Here is a 20,349-nt window from a genome sequence, read left to right on the forward strand (position 1 = left end):
CCCCCCAGCATGGCGCAGATAGCCGGACAAAGCAGGCTTAAATCGGCGCGATCGCCTATCTCGGTGGCGCTGGTGGATTCACCCGCCCGGTGGCGCCGTACTCCTCCAGATGATCGGACAATTACTGAGTTGTCGCGCTTTGGGTGGTTTAGGGTGCAGGGTGTGGTGCACGAGGCGCTGAGCTCCCCAGCGACGACCCGGCCAGGGCCGGAGATGGTCTGGATCCCGGGCGGCCGGTTTCGGATGGGATCAACTGATTTCTATCCCGAAGAGGCGCCCGTTCGATGGGTCGAGGTCGACGGGTTCTGGATCGATCAGTACCAGGTGACCGTTCGGGATTTCGAGCGATTCGTTCGGGAGACCGGCCACGTGACGATGGCCGAGGTGGCACCCACCGCGGCGGACTATCCCGACGCCGACCCGGAGCTGCTCGTCCCCGGCTCCCTCGTGTTTCGCCGGGCCTCCGGGCCGGTCAGCCTCGCCGACTACCGCAACTGGTGGTCCTGGACCCCCGGCGCGACCTGGCGGCACCCCGAGGGACCTGGCAGCACCATCGACGGCAGAGACCTGCACCCGGTCACCCACGTCGCGTACGCCGACGCGGTGGCCTTCGCGACCTGGGCCGGCAAGGAACTCCCGACCGAGTCCGAGTGGGAACTCGCCGCCCGTGGTGGGCTTGACGGTGCCGCCTTCACCTGGGGCAACGAGTTCGCCCCCGAGGGCGAGATGATGGCCAACACCTGGCAGGGGGAGTTTCCCTGGCAGAACCTCCTCCTGGACGGGTATGCGGGAACCTCGCCGGTGGGAGCCTTCCCGCCCAACGGTCACCGCCTCTACGACATGGCCGGCAACGTCTGGGAGTGGACCCGGGACGTCTTCACGTACCCCGCTGACCCGTCGGCGAAGACCTGCTGTACGACGCCGGTCACCGCCGACGGACCGGGCGCGGGCATTCCCCGCCACGTCATCAAGGGCGGATCCCACCTGTGCGCCCCCAACTACTGCATGCGGTACCGGCCGGCGGCCCGGCAGGGCGAGGCGATCGACACCTCCACCTGCCACCTCGGCTTCCGGTGCGTCACCCGGTAGTACCGGAGTCGCTGCCGGTCCGGCTGCGGCCGATCGGCACGAGCACCCAGAGCAGCAGCAGCCAGAGCAGGGTCAGGCCGGTCAGCCCGAGCGCGATCGGCCGCTCGAGGACGAAGTCCGTGACCAGGAGCACCGCGACGATCACTGCCAGGACCATCAGCAACAAGCCGGTGGTGGTCATCCAGTGGGTGAAGCGCGCCAGTTCCGGATCACGCCCCTGCCGGAACAGCGCCCGGTGGAACGCCACCGGGGCGATGGTCGCCACCGCCGCGGCGGCGGTGGCGAGGAACGAGATGATGTAGAGCGTCCGTTGGAAGGTGTTGGTCTCGCCGAACGCGGAGCTGAACGGGAGGGCGAGCAGGAAGGCGAAGAGGATCTGCACCCCCGTCTGCGCGATTCGCAGCTCCTGCAACAGCTCGGCGTACCGGCGCCGCCAGCGGGTCTCCGTCTCCTCCGCCACCCCTGCCTCCGCCCTCGGTGTGGTCCGGGCCGGGAGGGAGGGGCCCTCCTTCCACTCCGTGTTTCACAGTTTGGCACCGATGCGATACCTCGCCGCGGGAATCGCCCAACGCACCGACACCGTGGTGCTGGCCAGACCGGACCGGCAGCTACGAGATCAGCGGCCACCGGCTGGACACCGTCCGCTACACCAGCGTGCGGTAGCGCGGGGACGAGCGGTCCGCCGCAGCCGGATTGACGGTTCCTCCCAAGCTCCGCCGATACGTGTGGAAGGCTCACAACTAGCCGCCTGGCCCAAGGGCGGCTCCGGCCCTCAGCGGGCAGCCGTGGAGATCGGTTGCCCGGAGGTAATACGCCGGCGGGTCGTCAGCACGCTCCGATCGGGTCTCTACCCGAAGCGGTGAGGAGTTCGATGATGCTGTGGGCAAAGTTCTTCCGAATCCGTCAGAACCTGGTGGGGAGCCTGTGGTTCTTCCCGCTGCTGGGGCTGGTGGTGGGAGGGCTGCTCGCCCTCGTGGTCCGCGAGGTCGACGCCGTCATCACCCTGCCGTCGGCATGGGAGTTCGAGCCGTCCGCGGCGCAGGAACTCCTCACGATCGTGGTCGAGGTCGCCGGGGTGCTGGCCGGGTTTGTGGTGGCCGTGAGCGTGCTCGTACTCCAACTCCATGCCGACAGTTTTCCGCGCTACCTGCGCCTGTTGTACCGGGACCGATTCCATCTGGCCGTCGTGACGTTTGTCCTCGGGACGGTCTCCTTCGCTTTCACGCTCCTGGCTCTCGGTGGGGCAGCGGAGATCCCGCCGCTCGGTGTCGGCATCTCGGGGATTTTCCTCATCGTGAGCTTCGTGCTCTTCGTGGCCTTCCTCAATCATCTGGTGCATCAACTACGACCGGTGGCGGTCGCGGCCGACGTGACCAAGACCGCCCGGAAGCTGATGGCGGCGCGGGATCAGGCGGGCGGGTCCGTGGTGACCCAGGAGGAGCCGACCGGGGAGCCAACCCTGGTGCTTCAGGCCCAACGATCCGGGTCGGTGCAGGCGTTGAATGAGGCAGCCCTGGTCCGCTGGGCCAGCCGGCACGGCTGTCAGCTCCGGTCAAAGGTGGCCGCCGGCGACTACATCATCACCGGACAACCGGTGATGGAGATATTCGGAACGAGGCCCACGGGTGATTCCACCACGCAGATCCACGCCATGGTGGCCCTGGGGACCGAGCGGACCATCGAGCGTGATCCAGCCTTTCCGGTACGGATTCTGGTGGACAGCGCGGCGCGGGCGCTCTCCTCGGCCATCAACGATCCGACAACAGCGGTGCAGATGCTGGACTACCTGGAGGAGCTGCTGCGGATGATCGGGGCACAGCCCCTCGGCACGATGCGGTACTGCGACGAATCCGGCCAGCCACGGCTCACTGTGCCGGGGCGGACGTGGGAGGACTACCTCACTCTCGCGGTCACCGAGATCCGCGAGTACGGGGCCAGCTCCGTCCAGGTGCTGCGGCGGCTCCGCGCCATGCTCGAAGACCTTCGCGAGGTGCTTCCGGCCGACCGGCGACCAGCGGTGGACGCCGAGCTTGATCGGCTTGACCAGACCCTGGCCGCGAGTTTCGGGGGCAAGGTCGACCACGACCGGGCCGTGGTGCCGGACCGGCAGGGAATCGGCGGTCCGGGTCGGGGCTGAGGCTGCGACTCCGAGCCCAGCTCGTGGCCGGACGCATTCCGGCCACTGGGTGCCCCGTTCTCTGGTAGAACGAGAAAAGGAGGGGTGTGCGTTCCACAGGACCGTTGAAACGGCTGGTGAAGGGTGTTGCCGATGGGCAAGAGTTCTGATCAAGAAACGTTTCGGGCGCTCCGAAATCCGCGCGGGGTAGCGATCGCGGGCATACTTTTCGCCGTGATCTTCGCCATCAGTATCATCCTCCTTCGGTCGGCACTCCCGAAGGAGCCGTTTGCCGATGTGGAGTGGGTGCGGCAAGAAGCTGGCCGGATGCGGGTGGCGTTGTTCCTGATCCCGTTCGCCGGAATCTTCTTCCTCTGGTTCATGGGCGTGGTGCGCGAGTACATGGGCAACCTGGGAGACTGGTTCTTCTCCACTCTTCTCATCGGTAGCGGGGTTCTCTTTCTGGCCATGATATTCGTCGCCGTCGTCGTGGCGGGAGCCATTGTGGATGGTGTTCCCGAAGGTGGGTCCCAGTCCTTGGGTACCGAGACCGTCGGGTTCGGCCGCTCGATCATGCTCGAGGCGAGTGGGATCTACGCGGTACGAATGGCCGCGGTGTTCATGTTCGCTCTCGGCACGGTGGGGATGAAGACCCGCCTGATGCCGAAGTGGCTCTGGATCCTGACCTACATTCTGGCTGTGCTGCTCTTGATCTTCACCAACCAGAATCTCTGGTTCACGCTCATCTTCCCGGCCTGGGTTCTCCTGGTGAGCATCCGAATGTTGGTCACCGGCCAGGTGGCGCCATCCGACACCGCGAAGAGTTGATCGGGAAAGTACGGGTAGGTCGCGTTTCCCGCCGTTGGCGCGGGAGGAGGAGAAGCCGTTCATGAGTAAAGCATTCAAGGGCGTTATCAACCTGGGCGTCACGGACTCGACGCCGGACTGGGACCCCTACGCCCAACCCCAGGCCCCGAAAGGGGCGCCGAACGTGCTGTTCCTGGTCTGGGACGACACGGGCTTCGGCTCCTGGGACTTCTTCGGTGGGCCCATCGAGATGCCGAACATGAGCAAGCTCGCCAACAACGGACTGAAGTACACCCAGTTCCACACCACCGCGCTCTGTTCGCCCACCCGGGCCGCGCTGTTGAGCGGGCGCAACCACACCACCGTCGGCATGTCCTGCGTCGCCGAGGCGACCGAGGGCTTCCCGGGGATGAATGGGCACATCCCCGGGGAGGCGGCTCTCATCGGAGAGATCCTCAGCGACCGGGGCTACAACACCTACGCGCTGGGCAAGTGGCACTGTGTCTCCGAGGACGAGACCAACATGGCCTCCTCCAAGCGGAACTGGCCCACCCACCGTGGCTTCGAACGCTTCTACGGCTTCCTCGGCGGAGAGGCCAACCAGTACTACCCGAACCTCGTCCAGGACCAGCAGTTCGTCGACCAGCCCGCCGACCCCGTCAGCGTGGACGACTGGAAGGAGGGCAAGGACGGATACCTGCTCACCGCCGACCTCGTCGACCGGGCGATCGGCATGATCGGCGATGCCAAGCAGGTCGCTCCGGACCGGCCGTTCTTCATGTACTTCTGCCCCGGGGCGAACCACGCCCCACACCACGTACCGAAGGCCTGGGCCGACAAGTACAAGGGCAAGTTCGACCTGGGGTACGAGGCGATCCGCGAGAAGATCCTGGCGAAGCAGATCAAGCTGGGGATCCTCCCGAAGGGTACCGAGCTCTCACCGATCAACCCGCTCAGCGACGTACGCAGCGCGGACGGCAAACCCTCGCCCGCCATGAGCGACGTAATTCCGTGGGATTCGCTCAGCGCCGAGGAGAAGAAGTTGCAGGCCCGGATGGCAGAGGTCTTCGCCGGCTTCTCCAGCTACGCCGACCACGAGATCGGCCGGCTGATCGCCTACCTCGAGGACACCGGGGAACTAGACAACACCCTCATCTTCGTGATCTCCGACAACGGTGCGTCCGGTGAGGGCGGGCCGGACGGCGCCGTCAATGAGAACAAGTTCTTCAACAGTGTCCCGAGTAGCGTCGACGAGAACATCAAACTGCTCGACATCCTTGGTTCGCCCGGCACGTACAACCACTATTCGACCGGCTGGGCCTTCGCCTTCAACACCCCGTTCAAGCTGTTCAAGCAGGATGCATGGGAGGGGGGAGTCTGCGACCCGATGATCGTGCACTGGCCGGCCGGGATCAAGGCAAAAGGCGAGCTCCGCAACCAGTACGCGCACGTGACCGACATCGTGCCCACGGTGTACGACTGCCTCGGTATCGAGCTGCCGGAGACGGTCAAGGGCTTCACCCAGTGGCCGCTGGAGGGCACCAGCTTCAAACACACCTTCGAAAAGCCGAAGGCCAAGACCGCAAAGCGTAGCCAGTTCTATCAGATGCTGGGTACGCGGGCGCTGTGGCGGGACGGTTGGAAGGTGGACGCCCTGCACCCGAGTTCACCGGCGGACTGGGGTCACTTCGGGCTGGACAAGTGGGCGCTCTACCACACCGACGTCGACCGCGCCGAGATTCACGACGTGGCCGACCAGCACCCCGAACTGGCCGCGGAGTTGGTGGCGCTCTGGTATCACCAGGCCGGCAAGTTCTTTGGCCTGCCGATGGAGGACCGCCCCACCGTCGAGTTCCTGAGCACGCCACGACCGCAGGTGGCGCCGCCGCGAGACCACTACGTCTACTATCCGAACACGCTGGAGGTCCCCGAGGCGGTCGCGGTCAACATCCGGGGACGGTCCTACATCCTGGCGGCCGACGTGGTCATCGATGGTCCCGACGCGGAGGGCGTTCTCTTCGCACAGGGCTCCAACTTCGGCGGGCATGCCCTCTACCTCAAGGACGGCAAACTGAAGTACGTCTACAACTACCTGGGGGAGAAGGAGCAGGTCATCTCCTCGAACATCGATGTGCCGAAGGGAAAGGTGGTGCTCGGCGTCGCGTTCGAGAAGGAGAAGTTGGTCTCGCCACCCGACTCCGACCGCCCCAGTGCCTGCATCGGCAACGCCTCGCTGTTCATCGGCAAGAAGAAGGTGGGTGAGTGCAAGGGAATGCAGACCCAACTCGGCAAGTTCGCACTCGCCGGGGAAGGCTTCAACGTCGGCCGGGACCGCGGCGCACCCGTCACCTACGACTACTCCGGCGCCCGTCCCTGGAAGCTGACCGGTGCCACGATCAAACAGGTCATCGCCGATGTCTCCGGCGAGGCATACGTTGACGTCGAGCGGGAGGCGGCCGCCATGATGGCCCGGGACTGAGCTTGCCGCCAGCTCCGAGGGGCTGGGTCGGTAGCTGTGGCTCGGGCCTGGCGCCGACGCTGACCAGCGCGGCCCTGGGGGTATCCGGCGGACGGCGGATGCCCCCACGCCCTATCCGAGGAGGTGGGCGAGTTCCGGCAACACGCTGACCGCGGCGAATCGAATCGTGCGGCCGACGAAACACGTGACCGCGAACATACCCACCGACATCCGGGTCGAGCTGATGCAGAAGACGACCAGCAGGAGTGGGGGCAGGCCGACCGCCGCGCTCAGCAACACCACCGGTACCGCCACGAAAGGCCGGTTGAGCAGGGTGATGAGTCGGTTGTTCCAACGGCGGGTCACCGCGACGACGGCGGCGACCGACCGGCGGAGGATCGTCCGGACGGTCGCCCGGGGCGGCACGGCCGCCGGCGCCGCAGCGCCGAGACCCGTCCCGCGCGATGCCGTCCCGCTCGGCGCTACCCCGCTCGGCGCCGTCCCGCTCGGCGCTACCGCCACGGTTTCCACTGCCGGTTTTGGCTCCGGCGCGAAGCGGGCGGTGTGCCGCTCCAACCAGCGGCGCAGCCGGGTGGAGCGGAGGGTGCCGCGTAGGCCCAGGAGCATCAGCGCCTTGCCGGTGGTCTGCCCGGCGCCGGCGGTGACACCCAGCAGGAGGGCACTCTGCCCGGTCACGGTGGCCGCACCGATCAGGTACGGCTCCACCGGCACCGCCGGGATGAAGGCCGAGGCGAACGCCATCAGGAAGGTCGCGATCCCGGCCTCGATCATGATGCGGCCCCGTTCATGCGGACGGGGGCCAGCCGCGGTCGGGGGCCTGGCCGTGCTGCGGTGGACGGCTGCTGGGTAGTCGCCGTACCACCAGCAGGGAGACGACCTTGATCACGGTCACCGCCAGGGCCAGCGCGAGCGCTGGCCAGGGGCTCGGCACGAAGAGCACGAGCAACACCAGCGCGCTGGTGTTGGCAGCCTTCGCCGGCGGGGACCAGTTCCACCGGAAGACACCCCGGTGCACGTGGAAGAAATAGTTCGGACTGAGCAGCCCGAAACGGAGAAACGACAGGCTGAGCACCAGATCGACGACGACGAACTGCAGCAGAAAGACCGCGATAGGCGCCACCATCTGCGGTCGTGCCTGAAGCAACGGGATGATGCAGAGGATGCAGCAGAGTCGGTCGGCCAGGATGTCGAAGACCGCACCGAAGCGGGTCTCCTGGTTCAACCGGCGGGCTGTCCAACCATCCAGGATGTCGCCGACCCAGTAGATGAGATAGGCGGATACCGCCAGGACCGGGTCACGGGTGACGATCGCGCCGATGGCGACCGCGACCGCGCCGATCGTGCGTACCGCTGTCACGGTATTCGCTGCCTGCACGATCTGCGGCGGCGCGGCGGTGGTCGTCGTACGCTCCTGAAGGGTCGTTCCCGGCATACCGCTTCCTCCAGGAGGTGAAGTCGCTACTGCCGAATGTGGCAGGTGGCGGAACCACATTACAACCCGAGCAGCGAAGAAGATCTCGCCGTGGGGGCTTGACATCACCTGGAGGTGACCCGGGCGCACCGGTGCGAAGTCCCGCAGCTGCGCCCCGGGGTGCCTGGATTGACGGTAGCGAATCTGAGTGGTCCGGTGCCGGGGCTGACGGCGAGGTGGGTGCGGGTGAGGCGGCCGGGGAGGGGTGCGCTGGTCGGCTTGGCACCCTCGGTTCGCCGCCGCGGAGTTACCGGTCGGGGCCGCTATGATCAGGGGGTCTTGATCTCGGCACGAGGCGAAAATGATCATTCTGATTCACACCTCCAAGGCGATGCGACCGGCGCCCCAGGGTGGCGCGACCCTCACCGTGCCCGCCCTTCGGGACCGGGCCGAGGAGTTGGCGGCATACCTCAGGACCCTCTCGGTGGAGCAGCTCGCCGCCGTCATGAAGCTCTCTCCGGAGCTGGCCGCCCGAACGCACGGGCTCTTCGCCGATTGGGGCACCGATCCGGGGCGGCAGTCACCGGCGATCGACAGCTTTGCCGGTGACATCTACAGCGGGCTCCGCGCCGGCGACCTCACCCCCGCCGACCGGGCGTACGCCGAAGGTCGGTTGCGGATCCTCTCCGGGCTGTACGGCATTCTGCGTCCGGACGATGGCATCCAGCCGTACCGGCTGGAGCTGGGGTATCGCCTGCCGGACCCACCGTTTGCCAACCTCTACCAGTTCTGGGGTGATGCCGTTGCCCGGTGCCTGCCGCCGACCGGCGTCATCATTGATCTGGCCGCCATCGAATACAACCGGATCGTCACCCGGTTTCTGGCTCGCGACCGGTTCGTCAGCCCCCGCTTTCTGACGATCAATCCGAAGACGGGTGAGCCGCGGTTCGTTGTCGTACACGCCAAGATCGCCCGTGGTGCCTTCGCCCGATGGCTACTGACCGCTCAGGTTGAGGACCCGGCGGATATCGTCGACTTCGCCGAGATCGGCTACCGCTACGAACCGGCTCTCAGCAAGCCCCGCCAGCCCGCTTTCGTCTGTACGGAGTTCGGGGGCAAAGGGCTCAGCGTCCGACGGCACGACCTGGGCTGACGTGCGACGGCACGACCTGGGCTGCGCGGTCAGGTCTGCGGGGGTTGCTGCGGGCTACGACTCTTTCGTTGGCGGGGCCAGATCCAGGCAGCCAGCACCGCGCCGACCACCGCGATCACGCCACCGAGCACGAGGGCTGTCGACACTCCGTCCGAGAATGCCTGATGATAGGCCGCCATCACGAGGCTCCGCTCGCTGGCTGGCAGCTTGTCGAGCACGGCGATGGCCGTCTGGGAGTTGGTCAGCGCGTTGACGACCTGGTTGGACTCTGCTTCGGTGAGCCCGGCCGCGGTGCTCACCGGGGCGGCGTCGGCCCGACCGAAGCGGGTGGTCGCGGCGGTCAGTAGGACGACGCCGAGCGCGCCCCCCAGCATGCTGCTGGTCTTGTAGAGCCCGGACGCGGCGCCGGCGAGGGCGACCGGTGGGCCGCCGACGATGGTGTCGGCCACGGGCACGGAGAGTACGCCCAGCCCGACACCGATGATGAGCAGGCCCAGGATCACCGCGAGCACCGACAGGGAGGGCAGCAGGGCGCTGATGGTGAAGCAGCCGACGCCGACCAGGACAAGGCCCCAGACCGAGGGGGAGCGGGCGTCGTGTCGGGTGACGATCCGTGCGCCGACGGCGTTGAAAATCAGGATCGTTCCGGCAGCCGGCACCAGGAGTAGACCGGCCGCGAACGCGCTGTAGCCCCGGGCGTCCTGCAGGTAGAGGGAGAGCACGAAGAGAGTGCCGGCGAAGGACATGTTCATCGTCAGGTTGACGAGAAGGGCGCCGTCAAAGCCGCGGGCGCGGAACAGCCGTAGATCCACCAGTGGGTCGGTGACCCTCACCTCGACGAACACAAACGCCAGGGTGAGCACCGCGGCGGCGACGAAGAGCGCGATGATCAGCGGATTGTTGAAGCCGACCTGTTGCCCCTCGGTCAGCGCGAAGAGCAGGCACAGGGCGGCCCCGGCCCCGGTGACCAGCCCGATCAGGTCGACCCTGCCCTGGCCCTGCTGCGCCTCGGGTGCGTTTCGGGTGGTCAGGACGTACAGGACGAGTACTACCGGCACGGTCAACCAGAACAGTGACCGCCAGCCCAGCAGTGTGGTCAGGGTTCCGCCGATGGCTGGCCCGACTGCCTGGCCGGCCCAGGTCGCCGCCGCCCAGGCGGCGAAGGCCGGGGGCTGCTCGGTCCGCTTGAAGAGCGCCGGGATCATCGCCAGCGTGGCGGGCAGGATGAGTGCGCTACCGGCGCCCATCAACGCACGGCCGGCGATGAGGCCGGCGAGGTTGGGCGTGAAGGCGGTCGCCAGGGCGGCGACACCGAAGATCAGCAGGCCGAGCAGCAGCATCTTTCGATGGCCATGTAGGTCGGTGAGCCGACCGCCGGCCAGCAGGAGGGTTCCGCAGGCGATGCTCAGGGCGTTGTTCGCCCACTGCATATCGGTCAGGTTGACGTTCAACTCGGTGGCGATGGTCGGCAACGCCACCCCGAGGTCGGAGAACGCGAGCCACACCAGCATGGCGGCGGTGCAGAGGCTGATCAGGGCGACCCGTCGGGACGGAGGCGACCCGCGGGACCGGGAGTGCATGACCGGACAATATAGGAAATTTCGACGATATGTTGTCTGAACTACGTACGGCCGGGATCGGTCCGGACGGCGGGTCGCGCCGGTGGTCGGCGCGGGTGGCGTTTCTGGACGCCGAACCGCTGCGGTCGGGATCCCGCGGCGGTAGCGCGGTCGGCGGGAATACGAGCTCAGCCACCTCGATGACGAGAGCGGTCGTGGCTCGCAAATTGGGGCCGGAGGAACATTCACAGCGGGTGTGGTAACCGCTACCCATGAGGGAGGTTTGGTGGTGGAGCGAAACCCGACTGTGGGTCCTTTAGCAACCACCCTGTCCGGATGCTAATGTCCTCCTCTTCGCACTCGTGAAATGGAGTTAACCCGAGCATGGCGCGACAGGTAATCACCCAACTGATTGATGACCTAACCGGTGGTGAGGCCGACCAGACGATTGAGTTCGGTCTCGACGGCAGGGCCTACACCATCGAACTCTCGGACGAGAACGCATCCACGCTCAGGCAGGCGCTCGCCCCCTATATCGCCGTCGGTCAGCGCGTCGGCAGGGCCAGCGGCCACGGTGGGATCACGAGGGCGGTGCGGGGGGCAGCCGCGACCGCGCAGCGTTCCACCCGCGCCCGCAATGAGGAGATCCGGGATTGGGCGCGGGCCAACGGATATCAGGTGTCGGACCGCGGACGCATCCCGGTTGGCGTGATGGAGGCGTACGACCAGCGGTGAGCGGCTGGCGGCCCGTCAGCCAGCAATGGCCACGGTCGAGCTAACCCGACGCAGCACGAAGGGTCCCGGGCCGGGGCCCTTCGCTGCGTCCCGCCACACCTTGGCTCGGAATGCGAAGCTGGTTCCCCGGCGGAGCGGCGCTACCTTCGGTTGGCGTCTCCGGCTGGGACCTGCTGGCCGTCGGTGTGGTGAGGTGTGGTCTGCCGCCAGCCCAGCCCTGGGCTTCCGTAGCCCAGAGAGGGAAATGACCATGGGAAGTGAATTGGCCGAGCTCCTGGAAGCGGCGACCGCGACGCCGGGGTGATCGCGTTCACCGCTCACTCCGTGGTCTTCACCGACGAGGATCCGCGTTGGGTTCGGGGAATTCTGGCCGATCTCGACTGTGACGGCCTGGCAGCCACAATGCATCCCCGCTTCCTGGGTGCGTTACTCGAGCGCACCGGACGTTCCATGGACACGATCGACCTCCTGACGGTCGCGAGCCCACTGGCTGGTGCGCCCCCGCTGCGGCTCACCGAGCTCACCGACTTCGCCCATCCCCGGGAAGCCCGGGCGCGCCAGCGCCGGGACGACGTCCGGGTCTGGGCGGCCGACGGGGGAGTGCTCATCCTTGGCCGGGGCGTGGCCGGCCGGTGGGAAGCGGCGATCGAGGTTGACGAGGGGCGGCGCGAGGCGGGCCTCGGGCGAACGTTGGCGAGGGCCGCTCGGCACCTGGTGCCGACCGGGCAGCCGGTCTGGGCGCAGCAGGCCGCGGGCAACGCGCGCAGTGTGCGGGCATTCCAGGCGGCGGGGTTCCGGCCGGTCGGCGCCGAAGCGCTGCTTCTGGATCCGTAGCGGCTCCGGCAACAGGTCGTAGCGCGGCCGGAGGGTTGTCAACCCTGACCGGACGGTGACGTAAACGACAGTGTCGCGGCCACGGGTGCCGCGACACAGGTGTTGACAGGAGTACCGAACGTGAGCGTAAGATCGACTCTGCGCTGAGAAACGTGTGTTTAGCGGCAGCGCCGCGGACCGAACGCACGTTTCAGAGGCGTCGGGCGACGGGTCGCTGACCCGGACGGGATTGCCAGCGGGATGGATCAGCTCCATTCGGAGCACAACGGGGGGATGCATCCCGCGGCGATCGCCACACCGACGACGACCAGCAGCGCTCCGGAGCCCAGGCGAAACTCGGTTGCCTAACCGGCTCCGTGACGAGTCCGGCGGTGGCCTGCTCACCTGGTGCTGACTGCGGCTCCGGTCATGCTGGGGCCCGGCCCCGAGCAGCTGCGCCCGCACCGGGAGCTGCGCCCGCACCGGTGGCGCCGAGTGGGGCGAGGGAAACCGCGGCGCCGCTCACCGCGATCCCAGTTCCGGACTGGGCCGGGATGTCGAGGGTGAGCAGGCTCGGGCGGCCCATCTCCTGACCCTGGTGCACGGTAACCGTCGTGGGCGGCGCGACCAGGCCGAGCTCACGTAGGTAGCCACCGAGCGCCGCGGCGGCCGCACCAGTGGCGGGGTCCTCCACGACGCCGCCGGGGGGAAACGGGTTCCGGGCATGAAAGACCTGTGCGGACTCCCGGTACACCAGGTTGATGGTGGTCCAGTCACGCTCGGCCATCAGGCTGGTCAGCGCGGCCATGTCGTAGTCCAGCTTAGCCAGGCGGGCTCGGCTTCCAGCGGCGATGATCGGGTGCCATGCCCCGGCGAAGGCGACCCGCGGTGGCAGTGCCGTCGCCAGATCCGCCGACTTCCAGCGCAACGCTTCGAGTAGGGCCGCGAAGTCGTCCGCGGCGATCGGCTGGGTGCGTGGTTCGACGCTGACCAGCGTCGCGGTGATGGTGCCGTCCGTCCGTACGGTGGTGGAGACCTCGACCGGGCCGGCAGGGGTGCTCAGGTACAACACCCCAGGGCCGTGTCGCTCGGCGTACGCCGCGGCCGACGCGATGGTCGCGTGGCCACAGAACGGGACCTCCGCTTTCGGACTGAAGTAGCGAACCGTGAAGTGCCCCGCGTCGCCGGGCACGAGAAACGCCGTTTCGGAATACCCGACCTCGGCCGCGACCCGCTGCATCTCCGCATCGTCCGCGCCGGTGGCGTCCAACACCACCCCAGCCGGGTTGCCGCCGGCGGGATCGGTGGTGAACGCGGCGAACCGTAGGATCTCCATGATTGTGATCCTAGGGTGAAGTCCGTCCATGGCCGAGTGCCAATTGGCCAGTCGTGGTCACCGCCGGTGGCTGCCCAACCGGGGCGCGAGGGCGCAGACCCGGACCGTCGCCCGGCACGTTGGGATGAGTCGGTGCCAATGATCCGGCCACCTGGTGGCGTCACCCATAAGGTGGGGCTCGGGTCACGACTTCGAGTTGGGGAGCGCTGGTGCTGCGGAGTGACCGCGCTCTCCACCGCCCGTCCGGAGAGTTGGGCCACGATCGTTCCTTCTGGTGCGGACAGCCGGATGAACGAGGGTGAGCTGGGTGCGGGGGAGCCGCCCCGGACCGGGTCGGGGCGGCCGGTACGACCATGGCCGGCGGCGACTGTCGGGCTGCTGGCGGTGTTTCTGGGCGGGTTGAACATCTCCCTGGTCGTGATCGCTCTGCCGACGATCCGGAGTGTGTTCGACCTGAGCTCGAGCGGCCAGCAGTGGCTGGTGTCCGGGTATTTTCTCACGCTCGGACTGACGCTGGTGCCGGCCGGCCGGTTCGGTGACCAGCGTGGCCGGCGCAACATATTCGTGGCCGGCATCATGTTGTCCGTCGTAGCGAGCGTGGTTGCCGGTTTCGCCCCCTCCGGGAAATGGCTGATTATCGCCCGGCTGACGCAGGGAGTTGGCGTCGGCATCGCGTTACCCCAGGTGTTCGGGGCGGTCCAGCGGCTGTTCTCGCCCCGAGACCGTGGACGCCCGCTCGGGCTGCTGGCCGTCGGAGTCAGTGGCTCCCGACTGGCCGGTCCGATACTCGGCGGCGCCCTGGTCACCCTCGGCGGCGAGCAGGGCTGGCGGTGGATTTTCTTGATCAATGTTCCGCTGGGGATCGTCGTCGCCGGCTTCGGCTGGCGGCTGTTCCCCGTCGCCGAGCGGGGGCGGCGCCCCGACCTGGACCTGATCGGTGCTCTCCTGCTGATGGGCGGGTTGGGGCTGCTGTGGCTGATGCAGGGAGAACAGTGGCCGGGGCTGCTCCGCTGGCTGCTCCTACCGGCCGGCCTGGCGATGCTGGTCGCCTTCTTCTACTGGGAACGGTCCTATGCCCGCCGCGGCGAGCCGATATTCAACCTGGGCCTGTTCCGGATCCGGTCCTTCGCCCTGGGCGCATTTATCGCCACGTTCTACTTCGCCGGCTACGAGGCCATCTACTATCTGGTGTCGGAGTATTTGCAGCAAGGGCTCGGGCACGACGAGTTGGTGGCGGCTATCGCTCTCATGCCGCTGGCTGTGGGCACGGCCCTTGGGTCGGTGGCCGCCGGCGCCAGGGCCAGCCGGATCGGGCGGCCCTTGATCGCCGCGGGGCTGGCGTGTGGCGCTGTCGGGCTCGCCATGCTGTTGGTCGCAGATCTGTTCCTACCGGATCCACGCTCCCCGCACGCCGCCACCCTGCCCCTGCTCCTGGCGGGCTTGGGCGGTGGACTGGTCACCGCCGGCGTCGGTGGTGGGCTGGTCATTGCTCCGAACCAGACCCTGGCCCTGGCGCACGTGCCACCGGCGCAGGGCGGCAGTGCCGGTGGGATGCTTCAGACGGGGCAGCGCCTCGGGGGTGGGTTCGGGGTCGCCGTCGTCGGCACCGCCCTCTTCACCAGCCTGGACAGAACCGGTGACTGGCTACTCGCCTTCCGAATTCCGATGGCGGTCATTATCTGTTTCTTCGTCATCGCGTTTGTCGCTGTTCTGATCGACCTGGCTACCCGTTCCCGATCGCGGTGACGCGCGTTGCCTCTTCGGGGGTCAACGAAGCTGATCACAAACCTCAGCCGGTGCCCGGCGGACCACCGTCGCTTCGCTCAAGCCGGCTCGGCCACCAGATCCGGCGACCAATGTCATGGGTGAGGGCCGGCACCAGCAGGGAACGCACGACGATGGTGTCGATGAGAAGCCCGACCGGAAGGGCGATGCCCAGCTCCACCAGGATCCGAACCGGGAGCACGGTCAGCGCCGCGAAGGTCGCCGCGAGTACGACACCGGCGGAGGTGATTACCCCACCGGTTACGGTGAGTGCGGACAGTACTCCGCGTCGGGTGCCCAGCCGCTCTGACTCCTGCCGAACCCGGCTCATCAGAAAGACGTTGTAGTCCACCCCCAGGGCGACCAGGAAGACGAACGCGAACAGGAGGAACTCCGGGTCCACCTTGGGGACGTTGAGCAGGTACCGGAAGATCAGCACGCAGATCCCCACGGTGGCGGTAAAGGAGAGCACCACGGTCAGGACCAGGAGTATCGGCGCCAGCAGGGCGCGCAACAGCACCGCCAGGCAGAGCAGGATCACGGCCAGGACGACCGGAAAGATGACCTGCTGATCGCGGTCGGCGGCGTTGGCCGTGTCCACATTTGTTGCGGTGAAGCCACCGACCACGGAGTCGGAGCCGGGCACCGCGTGAACGGCGGTGCGGAGCCGCCGCAGCGTCTGCTCCGCGCTGTCACCGTCCGGTGCGTCGCTCATGGTCGCGTTCAGCTGCGCCCGTCCGTTCACGACCTTCGGTGCGGCCCCTGGTTGCTCGGCCGTGGTCGAGGCCCCACCCGCAGCGGTGACCGGTGCCACGGAGGCGATCCCCGACACCTGACGGGCCGCGGCGGCCACCTGGTCAACGGTCTCCGCGTTGGTCACGATGATGGCCGGGCTGCCGGTGCCGCCGGGATAGTGCTGGTCAAGCAGACGCTGCCCGCTGACCGACGACCGGTTCCCGGAGAAGAGCAGGTCATCCTGGTTGATTGCCTGCTTTCCGAGCTGGGTGACCCCGATCGCGGCCACGCCGAGGCAGCTGGCGGCGATCACCCACACGAGTCGGTCTCGCCGGCCGAGGAGGCGGGCGACCGGGGTCCAGAAGCGGTGCGAGGTGGTTGCGGCCCGCTGCTCGGGGCGCGGAGTCCGCGGCCAGAACACCCGCCGCCCGCCCAGGACGAGCAGGGCGGGAAGGAAGGTGAGCATCACCAGCAGCGTGCAGGCGATGCCGATGGCGGAGACCGGCCCGAGGGAGCGGGTGGAGCTGAGCACCGACAGCAGCAGGGCGAGTAGGCCGAGGATGACCGTCGAGCCGGAGGCGATGATCGCCGGAGCGGCGCCGCGCCACGCCACCTTCATCGCGTCAACCGGGCGTTCCCTCCTGGTCAACTCCTCCCGATAACGCGCTATGAGCAGCAGCGCGTAGTCGGTGCCCGCGCCGAAGACGAGCACGGTGAGGATTCCCCGCGACTCCCCACTCAGCTTGATCACATCCGCGTCGGCCAGCCAGTACACGAAGACCGTGGCCAACACGTACGAGAGCCCGGCGGCGATCAGCGGAAGCGCCCACAGGACCGGACTACGGTAGATGATCAGCAGGACCACCAGCACCGCGCCCAGGGTGACGACCAGCAGCTCGCCGCCCACTCCGGCCAACACCGTGATCAGATCGCCCCGTAGGGCGGCCGGGCCGGTGACCTCGATGGTCAGTCCGCCCTGGTCGCCACCGGTAATCGCGCGCAGCTGATCGATGACGTCGTTCTCCGCCTGCCCCACGGCGTTGTCGATCGGGACGACCACCAGCAGAGCCTGCCCGTCCTGGCTCTGGACGGGGGGCGCGATGGGCCCGACGACCCACCGCACGTGACCGAAGCGGGTCAGGTCTGAGTCCGCCTGTTCCTGGTCGGCACCGGTTATCCCCGCCGAACGCTCGTAGACCACCAGGGCGGGCGTGGTATCCGCACCGGTGATGTCCCGGCTGTCCTGCTGCGCCTGCTGCGACTCCGCATCAGCGGGAAGAAACGTCTGGAAGTTGTCGATCTCGACCTGGTCCAGGCGGCCGGGAAACGAGTGGGCCACCCCGCCGATCACGAGCCACCCGACGGTCACCAGCACCGCGATCAGGGTGCCGACGTGGCGCGCAGGCATCGCGGCCCCCGTCAACGGTCGACTTGCAGGTACCGGTGGACCGACCTGCCGTGCGGTCCCGCGACCAGCAGCGGGCCTTGCCCCGACAGCAGTGCCCTCCGTTCACTCGGGCGCGAGCGCACGGCCGGATCTGACATGGGTCAACTATCCGGGGTAGCGGCTGCTGATACGCCGACTTCCCGCCGTTCTCCGCTGAACAGGTGAAAGTCGGAACGGTGTGGGTCATGCGGGCAGTCGACGTCGCCTGCCGCTAGGTTGTGCGGGTGCGTGACACGGCAAGGCGTGGGACGGCGGTCTGGTTGGCCGTGCTGGCGCTGGCACAGACCGCCGCCCTCATCGTGGTGTGGCGCACCGCGGTGCACACCGAACTCGGCCAGTGGCTCGACACGGTCGCCCTCACCGGTAACCGGATCGGCCAGGACCGCATCGACGGACCGGTCAACCACATCCTCAACGCCATGTCGCTGGTGGCACTGCTGGCCGCCACCGCCGTGATCGGGTTCATCGCGCTGATCCGGGGCCGGGTCGCGCTCGCGGTCACCGCAACCCTGCTCATCGTCGGCGCCAACCTCACCACCCAGGCGCTCAAGTACGGCCTCGCCCGGCCTGACCTCGGCATCGACCCGCAACGGATCTTCGCCGGCAACAGCCTGCCGAGCGGCCACGCCACCGTCGCCGCCTCGTTCGCGGTGGCGCTGGTCCTCGTCCTGCCACCGACGGTCCGAGTCCCGGGCGCGCTGCTCGGCACGGGTTACGCCGCCGCCGTCGGAGTGGCCACCCTCTCCGCCGGATGGCACCGACCCAGCGACGCCATCGCCGCGTACCTGGTGGTCGGGGTCTGGGCGGCGCTCGGTGGGCTGGCGCTGTTGACCATGCAGCGCGAGCGGGCGAAGGTCGACCCCGGCGACGCGCACCGGCTCGCCGCCGTGCTACTCGGCGCGGGCGGCCTGCTCGCGGTCGTCGCCGGCGGTCTCGCCCTGGCCTGGCTCGCCGACGGCCCCCGGATCGCCCCGAGCGCGTTGGCCCGCCGGCCCCTCCTCGCCGGCTACGCGGGCGGTGCCGCCGGAATCGCCGGTACGATGGCCATCGTGATGGCCCTGGTCCTGGTCAGTGCGCACCGCCTCATCCCCCGACACGAGGGCTGAGCCATGATGACACCGGCCACGCGGAAACGGCCATGATGGAACCGGCCAGGCCGAAACCAGCCACGATGGAACCGGCCGTCGGTAGCCCGCCGGAGCTCACGCCGGTGCGGGCGGCGTTTCGGGACGAATGTGTCCGGCTCGCTGCCGAGCTGCGGGACCTGACCGAGACCGAGCTGGACCGGGCCACCAACTGCCCGCCGTGGACCGTCCGCGAGCTGCTCGCCCACGTGCACACCGGTGTCGGCCGGCTCGCCGGGATGCTCGCCGCCCCCGCACCACCCCGGGCGCAGGTGGACGCCGCCGGCTACTTCGGCGCAGCCAGGTTCACCCCGCCGGTGGACGCCGACCGCATCGAAGGTGGCCACCGAGCGGGGCGGTGCCTGGACGCCGCGACGCTCGCCGACGACCTCGACCGGGCGCGTCGGGCCACCCTCGACGCGGTCGACGCCCAGCCCCCCGGCCGGCTGGTCCGTACCCGGCACGGCGATGCGATGACAATGCTGGAGTTCCTGCGTACCCGGGTGGTCGAGGTGGGGGTGCACGGCCTGGACCTGGCCGCGGCGCTCGACCGGCGACCATGGCTGACCCCGGCCGCCGCCACCGTGCTGGCCGACCTGCTCACCGGTGGACAGCCGGTGCCGGCCGCCCTGGGCTGGGACCGGCTGACCCTGATCCGCAAGACGACCGGCCGGTCGCCGTTGACCTCCGCCGAGCAGGCGACCGTTGCCGCCGTCGACTTCCGCTGGCTGAGCTTCGCGCCCTGAACGCTGCCGGTGCGGCTCCGGACCTCCACTGGTGGAGCTGAGCCCGGGCCAGCCCCCGAGACCGCCGTGCTGCTCGACTCGGCGCCAGCCCGCTCAGGACGCGCGGCGGGCGCGGCCAGCGCGGGGCGCGGGAACCTGCGGGGCGACCCGGCGTAGCTGCTCCAGGACGACCGGGTCGATCTGGCCCGGAACCAGCCGCCGCTCCAGGTTCTCCAGACCCGCCCAGTCGACCAGCGCCTCCTGCGGAGCCTCCGGATCGGCGGGGTGCCCGAGCGCGGTGAGCAGGCCGGCCACCTCGACCGCGAGCGCCCCGGTGAGATCCAGCAGGGTACCCGGGTCCGGACGGCTGAACAGTCGAGTGTGTGCGGCGAGCAGCCGGCCCAACTCGGTGACCGGATCCGGGTGGTCATCAACCCGCAGGTCGATCAGGACGTCGCCGGTGCCGGCGTACCCGGCGCCGCGCTCGACGACCAGCAGCCCGGCGCTCTGCCGTCCGCGCCGGTCCCCACCCGCCTCGTCCCCGGCGTGCAACGCGGCCAGAAGGCGCTGCGGGAACGGCAGCCCGCCGCCACCGAGCCAGCCGTCGCGGACCTCGTCGATCACCTGCGGACCGGCGAGAATGTTGCCCTGCGCAGCCCAGCCATCGCCGGACTGCCCGCCCGCCCAGGGGCGGCAGGCCGGCCCGGTCCAACCGGCGCCCGGGCCGGTCGCACCCACCACACCGAGCTGGCGGTGGTCGCGCTCGTCGTCGTCGGCGACCAGCCCGGCGACCACCCCCGCCGCGCCCACCCCGGTCCGTAGCAGCGCCAATCCCTGCGGCCGGTAGGCCAGGTTCACGTGCGCCTGGGTGGCGATCGCGCCCACCTCGGCCTCCGCGGCCGGCACCAGCGCCCCGGCGGCGAGGAACCTGCTGGCCACGACCACTCCGTGCAGCCGGCCGTCGGCGGAGCGGGCGACGAGGGAGAAAGTCACGAGCCGCAGCGTAGCGCGGTCATCCGGCCGGGCGGCCAGACCAGATCTTGCCCACCGCCCGTC

At 68.7% G+C, this 20,349-nt stretch carries 16 protein-coding genes and 1 pseudogene; 10 read left to right on the top strand and 7 right to left on the bottom strand.

Translation table 11 applies throughout. From position 1 onward, the window contains the following. Window positions 1-153: 153 nt before the first annotated feature. On the top strand, window positions 154-1,089 hold the full coding sequence (locus tag H0524_RS20365; RefSeq protein ID WP_180200078.1) for a formylglycine-generating enzyme family protein: 936 nt from the start codon (window positions 154-156) through the stop codon (window positions 1,087-1,089). On the opposite strand, the gene H0524_RS20370 is transcribed toward H0524_RS20365, so the two are convergent. After that, window positions 1,079-1,549 carry a DUF6328 family protein gene (locus H0524_RS20370; RefSeq protein ID WP_018727907.1) on the bottom strand — a complete coding sequence of 157 codons (471 nt, stop codon included), beginning with the start codon at window positions 1,547-1,549 and terminating at the stop codon, window positions 1,079-1,081. The two genes, H0524_RS20365 and H0524_RS20370, sit on opposite strands and share 11 nt — an antisense overlap. A 411-nt stretch (window positions 1,550-1,960) precedes the next feature. Here H0524_RS20370 and H0524_RS20375 point away from each other — a divergent pair, with 411 nt between their 5' ends. From H0524_RS20375 to H0524_RS20385, 3 genes are all read left to right on the top strand, one after another. Beyond that, entirely contained in the window at window positions 1,961-3,226 is a 1,266-nt protein-coding gene (locus H0524_RS20375; RefSeq protein WP_180200079.1) for a DUF2254 domain-containing protein, read from the top strand. A 132-nt stretch (window positions 3,227-3,358) separates the two neighbouring features. Continuing rightward, window positions 3,359-4,033: a hypothetical protein gene (locus H0524_RS20380; RefSeq protein WP_180200080.1), complete on the top strand. Its 675-nt coding sequence runs from the start codon at window positions 3,359-3,361 to the stop codon at window positions 4,031-4,033. 61 nt (window positions 4,034-4,094) lie between these two features. After that, a complete protein-coding gene (locus H0524_RS20385) occupies window positions 4,095-6,491 on the top strand; it encodes an arylsulfatase (protein ID WP_180200081.1) in 2,397 nt (798 codons plus the stop codon). A gap of 111 nt (window positions 6,492-6,602) precedes the next feature. Here the strand turns inward: H0524_RS20385 and H0524_RS20390 are convergent, their stop codons facing one another. Further along, on the bottom strand, window positions 6,603-7,262 hold the full coding sequence (locus tag H0524_RS20390) for a hypothetical protein (protein ID WP_180200082.1): 660 nt from the start codon (window positions 7,260-7,262) through the stop codon (window positions 6,603-6,605). A gap of 13 nt (window positions 7,263-7,275) precedes the next feature. Continuing rightward, window positions 7,276-7,923, bottom strand: coding sequence for a CDP-alcohol phosphatidyltransferase family protein (locus tag H0524_RS20395; RefSeq protein ID WP_180200083.1), 648 nt, complete (start codon window positions 7,921-7,923; stop codon window positions 7,276-7,278). A gap of 340 nt (window positions 7,924-8,263) precedes the next feature. On the opposite strand from H0524_RS20395, the gene H0524_RS20400 reads away from it, so the two are divergent. After that, window positions 8,264-9,055, top strand: a complete 792-nt coding sequence (locus H0524_RS20400) for a YaaA family protein (RefSeq protein WP_018727901.1) — start codon at window positions 8,264-8,266, stop codon at window positions 9,053-9,055. A 29-nt stretch (window positions 9,056-9,084) separates the two neighbouring features. Here H0524_RS20400 and H0524_RS20405 read toward each other — a convergent pair whose 3' ends face one another. Next, the gene (locus H0524_RS20405) at window positions 9,085-10,635 is read right to left on the bottom strand and encodes an MFS transporter (RefSeq protein ID WP_180200084.1); all 1,551 of its coding nucleotides are present in this window, start codon (window positions 10,633-10,635) and stop codon (window positions 9,085-9,087) included. A gap of 363 nt (window positions 10,636-10,998) precedes the next feature. On the opposite strand from H0524_RS20405, the gene H0524_RS20410 reads away from it, so the two are divergent. Both H0524_RS20410 and H0524_RS20415 read left to right on the top strand, forming a co-directional pair. Next, a complete protein-coding gene (locus tag H0524_RS20410; RefSeq protein ID WP_018727899.1) occupies window positions 10,999-11,349 on the top strand; it encodes an Lsr2 family protein in 351 nt (116 codons plus the stop codon). A 273-nt stretch (window positions 11,350-11,622) separates the two neighbouring features. After that, window positions 11,623-12,183: pseudogene (locus H0524_RS20415) on the top strand (GNAT family N-acetyltransferase); the annotation flags it as partial. 406 nt (window positions 12,184-12,589) lie between these two features. Here H0524_RS20415 and H0524_RS20420 read toward each other — a convergent pair. Continuing rightward, complete coding sequence (locus H0524_RS20420) at window positions 12,590-13,498, bottom strand: PhzF family phenazine biosynthesis protein (RefSeq protein ID WP_180200085.1); 909 nt, start codon at window positions 13,496-13,498, stop codon at window positions 12,590-12,592. A gap of 288 nt (window positions 13,499-13,786) precedes the next feature. Here H0524_RS20420 and H0524_RS20425 point away from each other — a divergent pair, with 288 nt between their 5' ends. Further along, window positions 13,787-15,244 carry an MFS transporter gene (locus tag H0524_RS20425; RefSeq protein WP_180200150.1) on the top strand — a complete coding sequence of 486 codons (1,458 nt, stop codon included), beginning with the start codon at window positions 13,787-13,789 and terminating at the stop codon, window positions 15,242-15,244. A 43-nt stretch (window positions 15,245-15,287) separates the two neighbouring features. Here the strand turns inward: H0524_RS20425 and H0524_RS20430 are convergent, their stop codons facing one another. Next, complete coding sequence (locus H0524_RS20430; protein ID WP_180200086.1) at window positions 15,288-17,405, bottom strand: MMPL family transporter; 2,118 nt, start codon at window positions 17,403-17,405, stop codon at window positions 15,288-15,290. Between the two features lie 257 nt (window positions 17,406-17,662). On the opposite strand from H0524_RS20430, the gene H0524_RS20435 reads away from it, so the two are divergent. Further along, entirely contained in the window at window positions 17,663-18,550 is an 888-nt protein-coding gene (locus H0524_RS20435) for a phosphatase PAP2 family protein (protein WP_180200087.1), read from the top strand. A gap of 65 nt (window positions 18,551-18,615) precedes the next feature. Next, entirely contained in the window at window positions 18,616-19,314 is a 699-nt protein-coding gene (locus tag H0524_RS20440; RefSeq protein ID WP_180200088.1) for a maleylpyruvate isomerase N-terminal domain-containing protein, read from the top strand. A gap of 93 nt (window positions 19,315-19,407) precedes the next feature. On the opposite strand, the gene H0524_RS20445 is transcribed toward H0524_RS20440, so the two are convergent. Then, window positions 19,408-20,286: a DUF1028 domain-containing protein gene (locus H0524_RS20445; protein WP_180200089.1), complete on the bottom strand. Its 879-nt coding sequence runs from the start codon at window positions 20,284-20,286 to the stop codon at window positions 19,408-19,410. Between the last annotated feature and the right edge of the window lie 63 nt (window positions 20,287-20,349).

This window comes from Salinispora sp. H7-4 (assembly GCF_013416675.1).
In the GTDB taxonomy this organism is placed as follows: domain Bacteria; phylum Actinomycetota; class Actinomycetes; order Mycobacteriales; family Micromonosporaceae; genus Micromonospora; species Micromonospora vitiensis.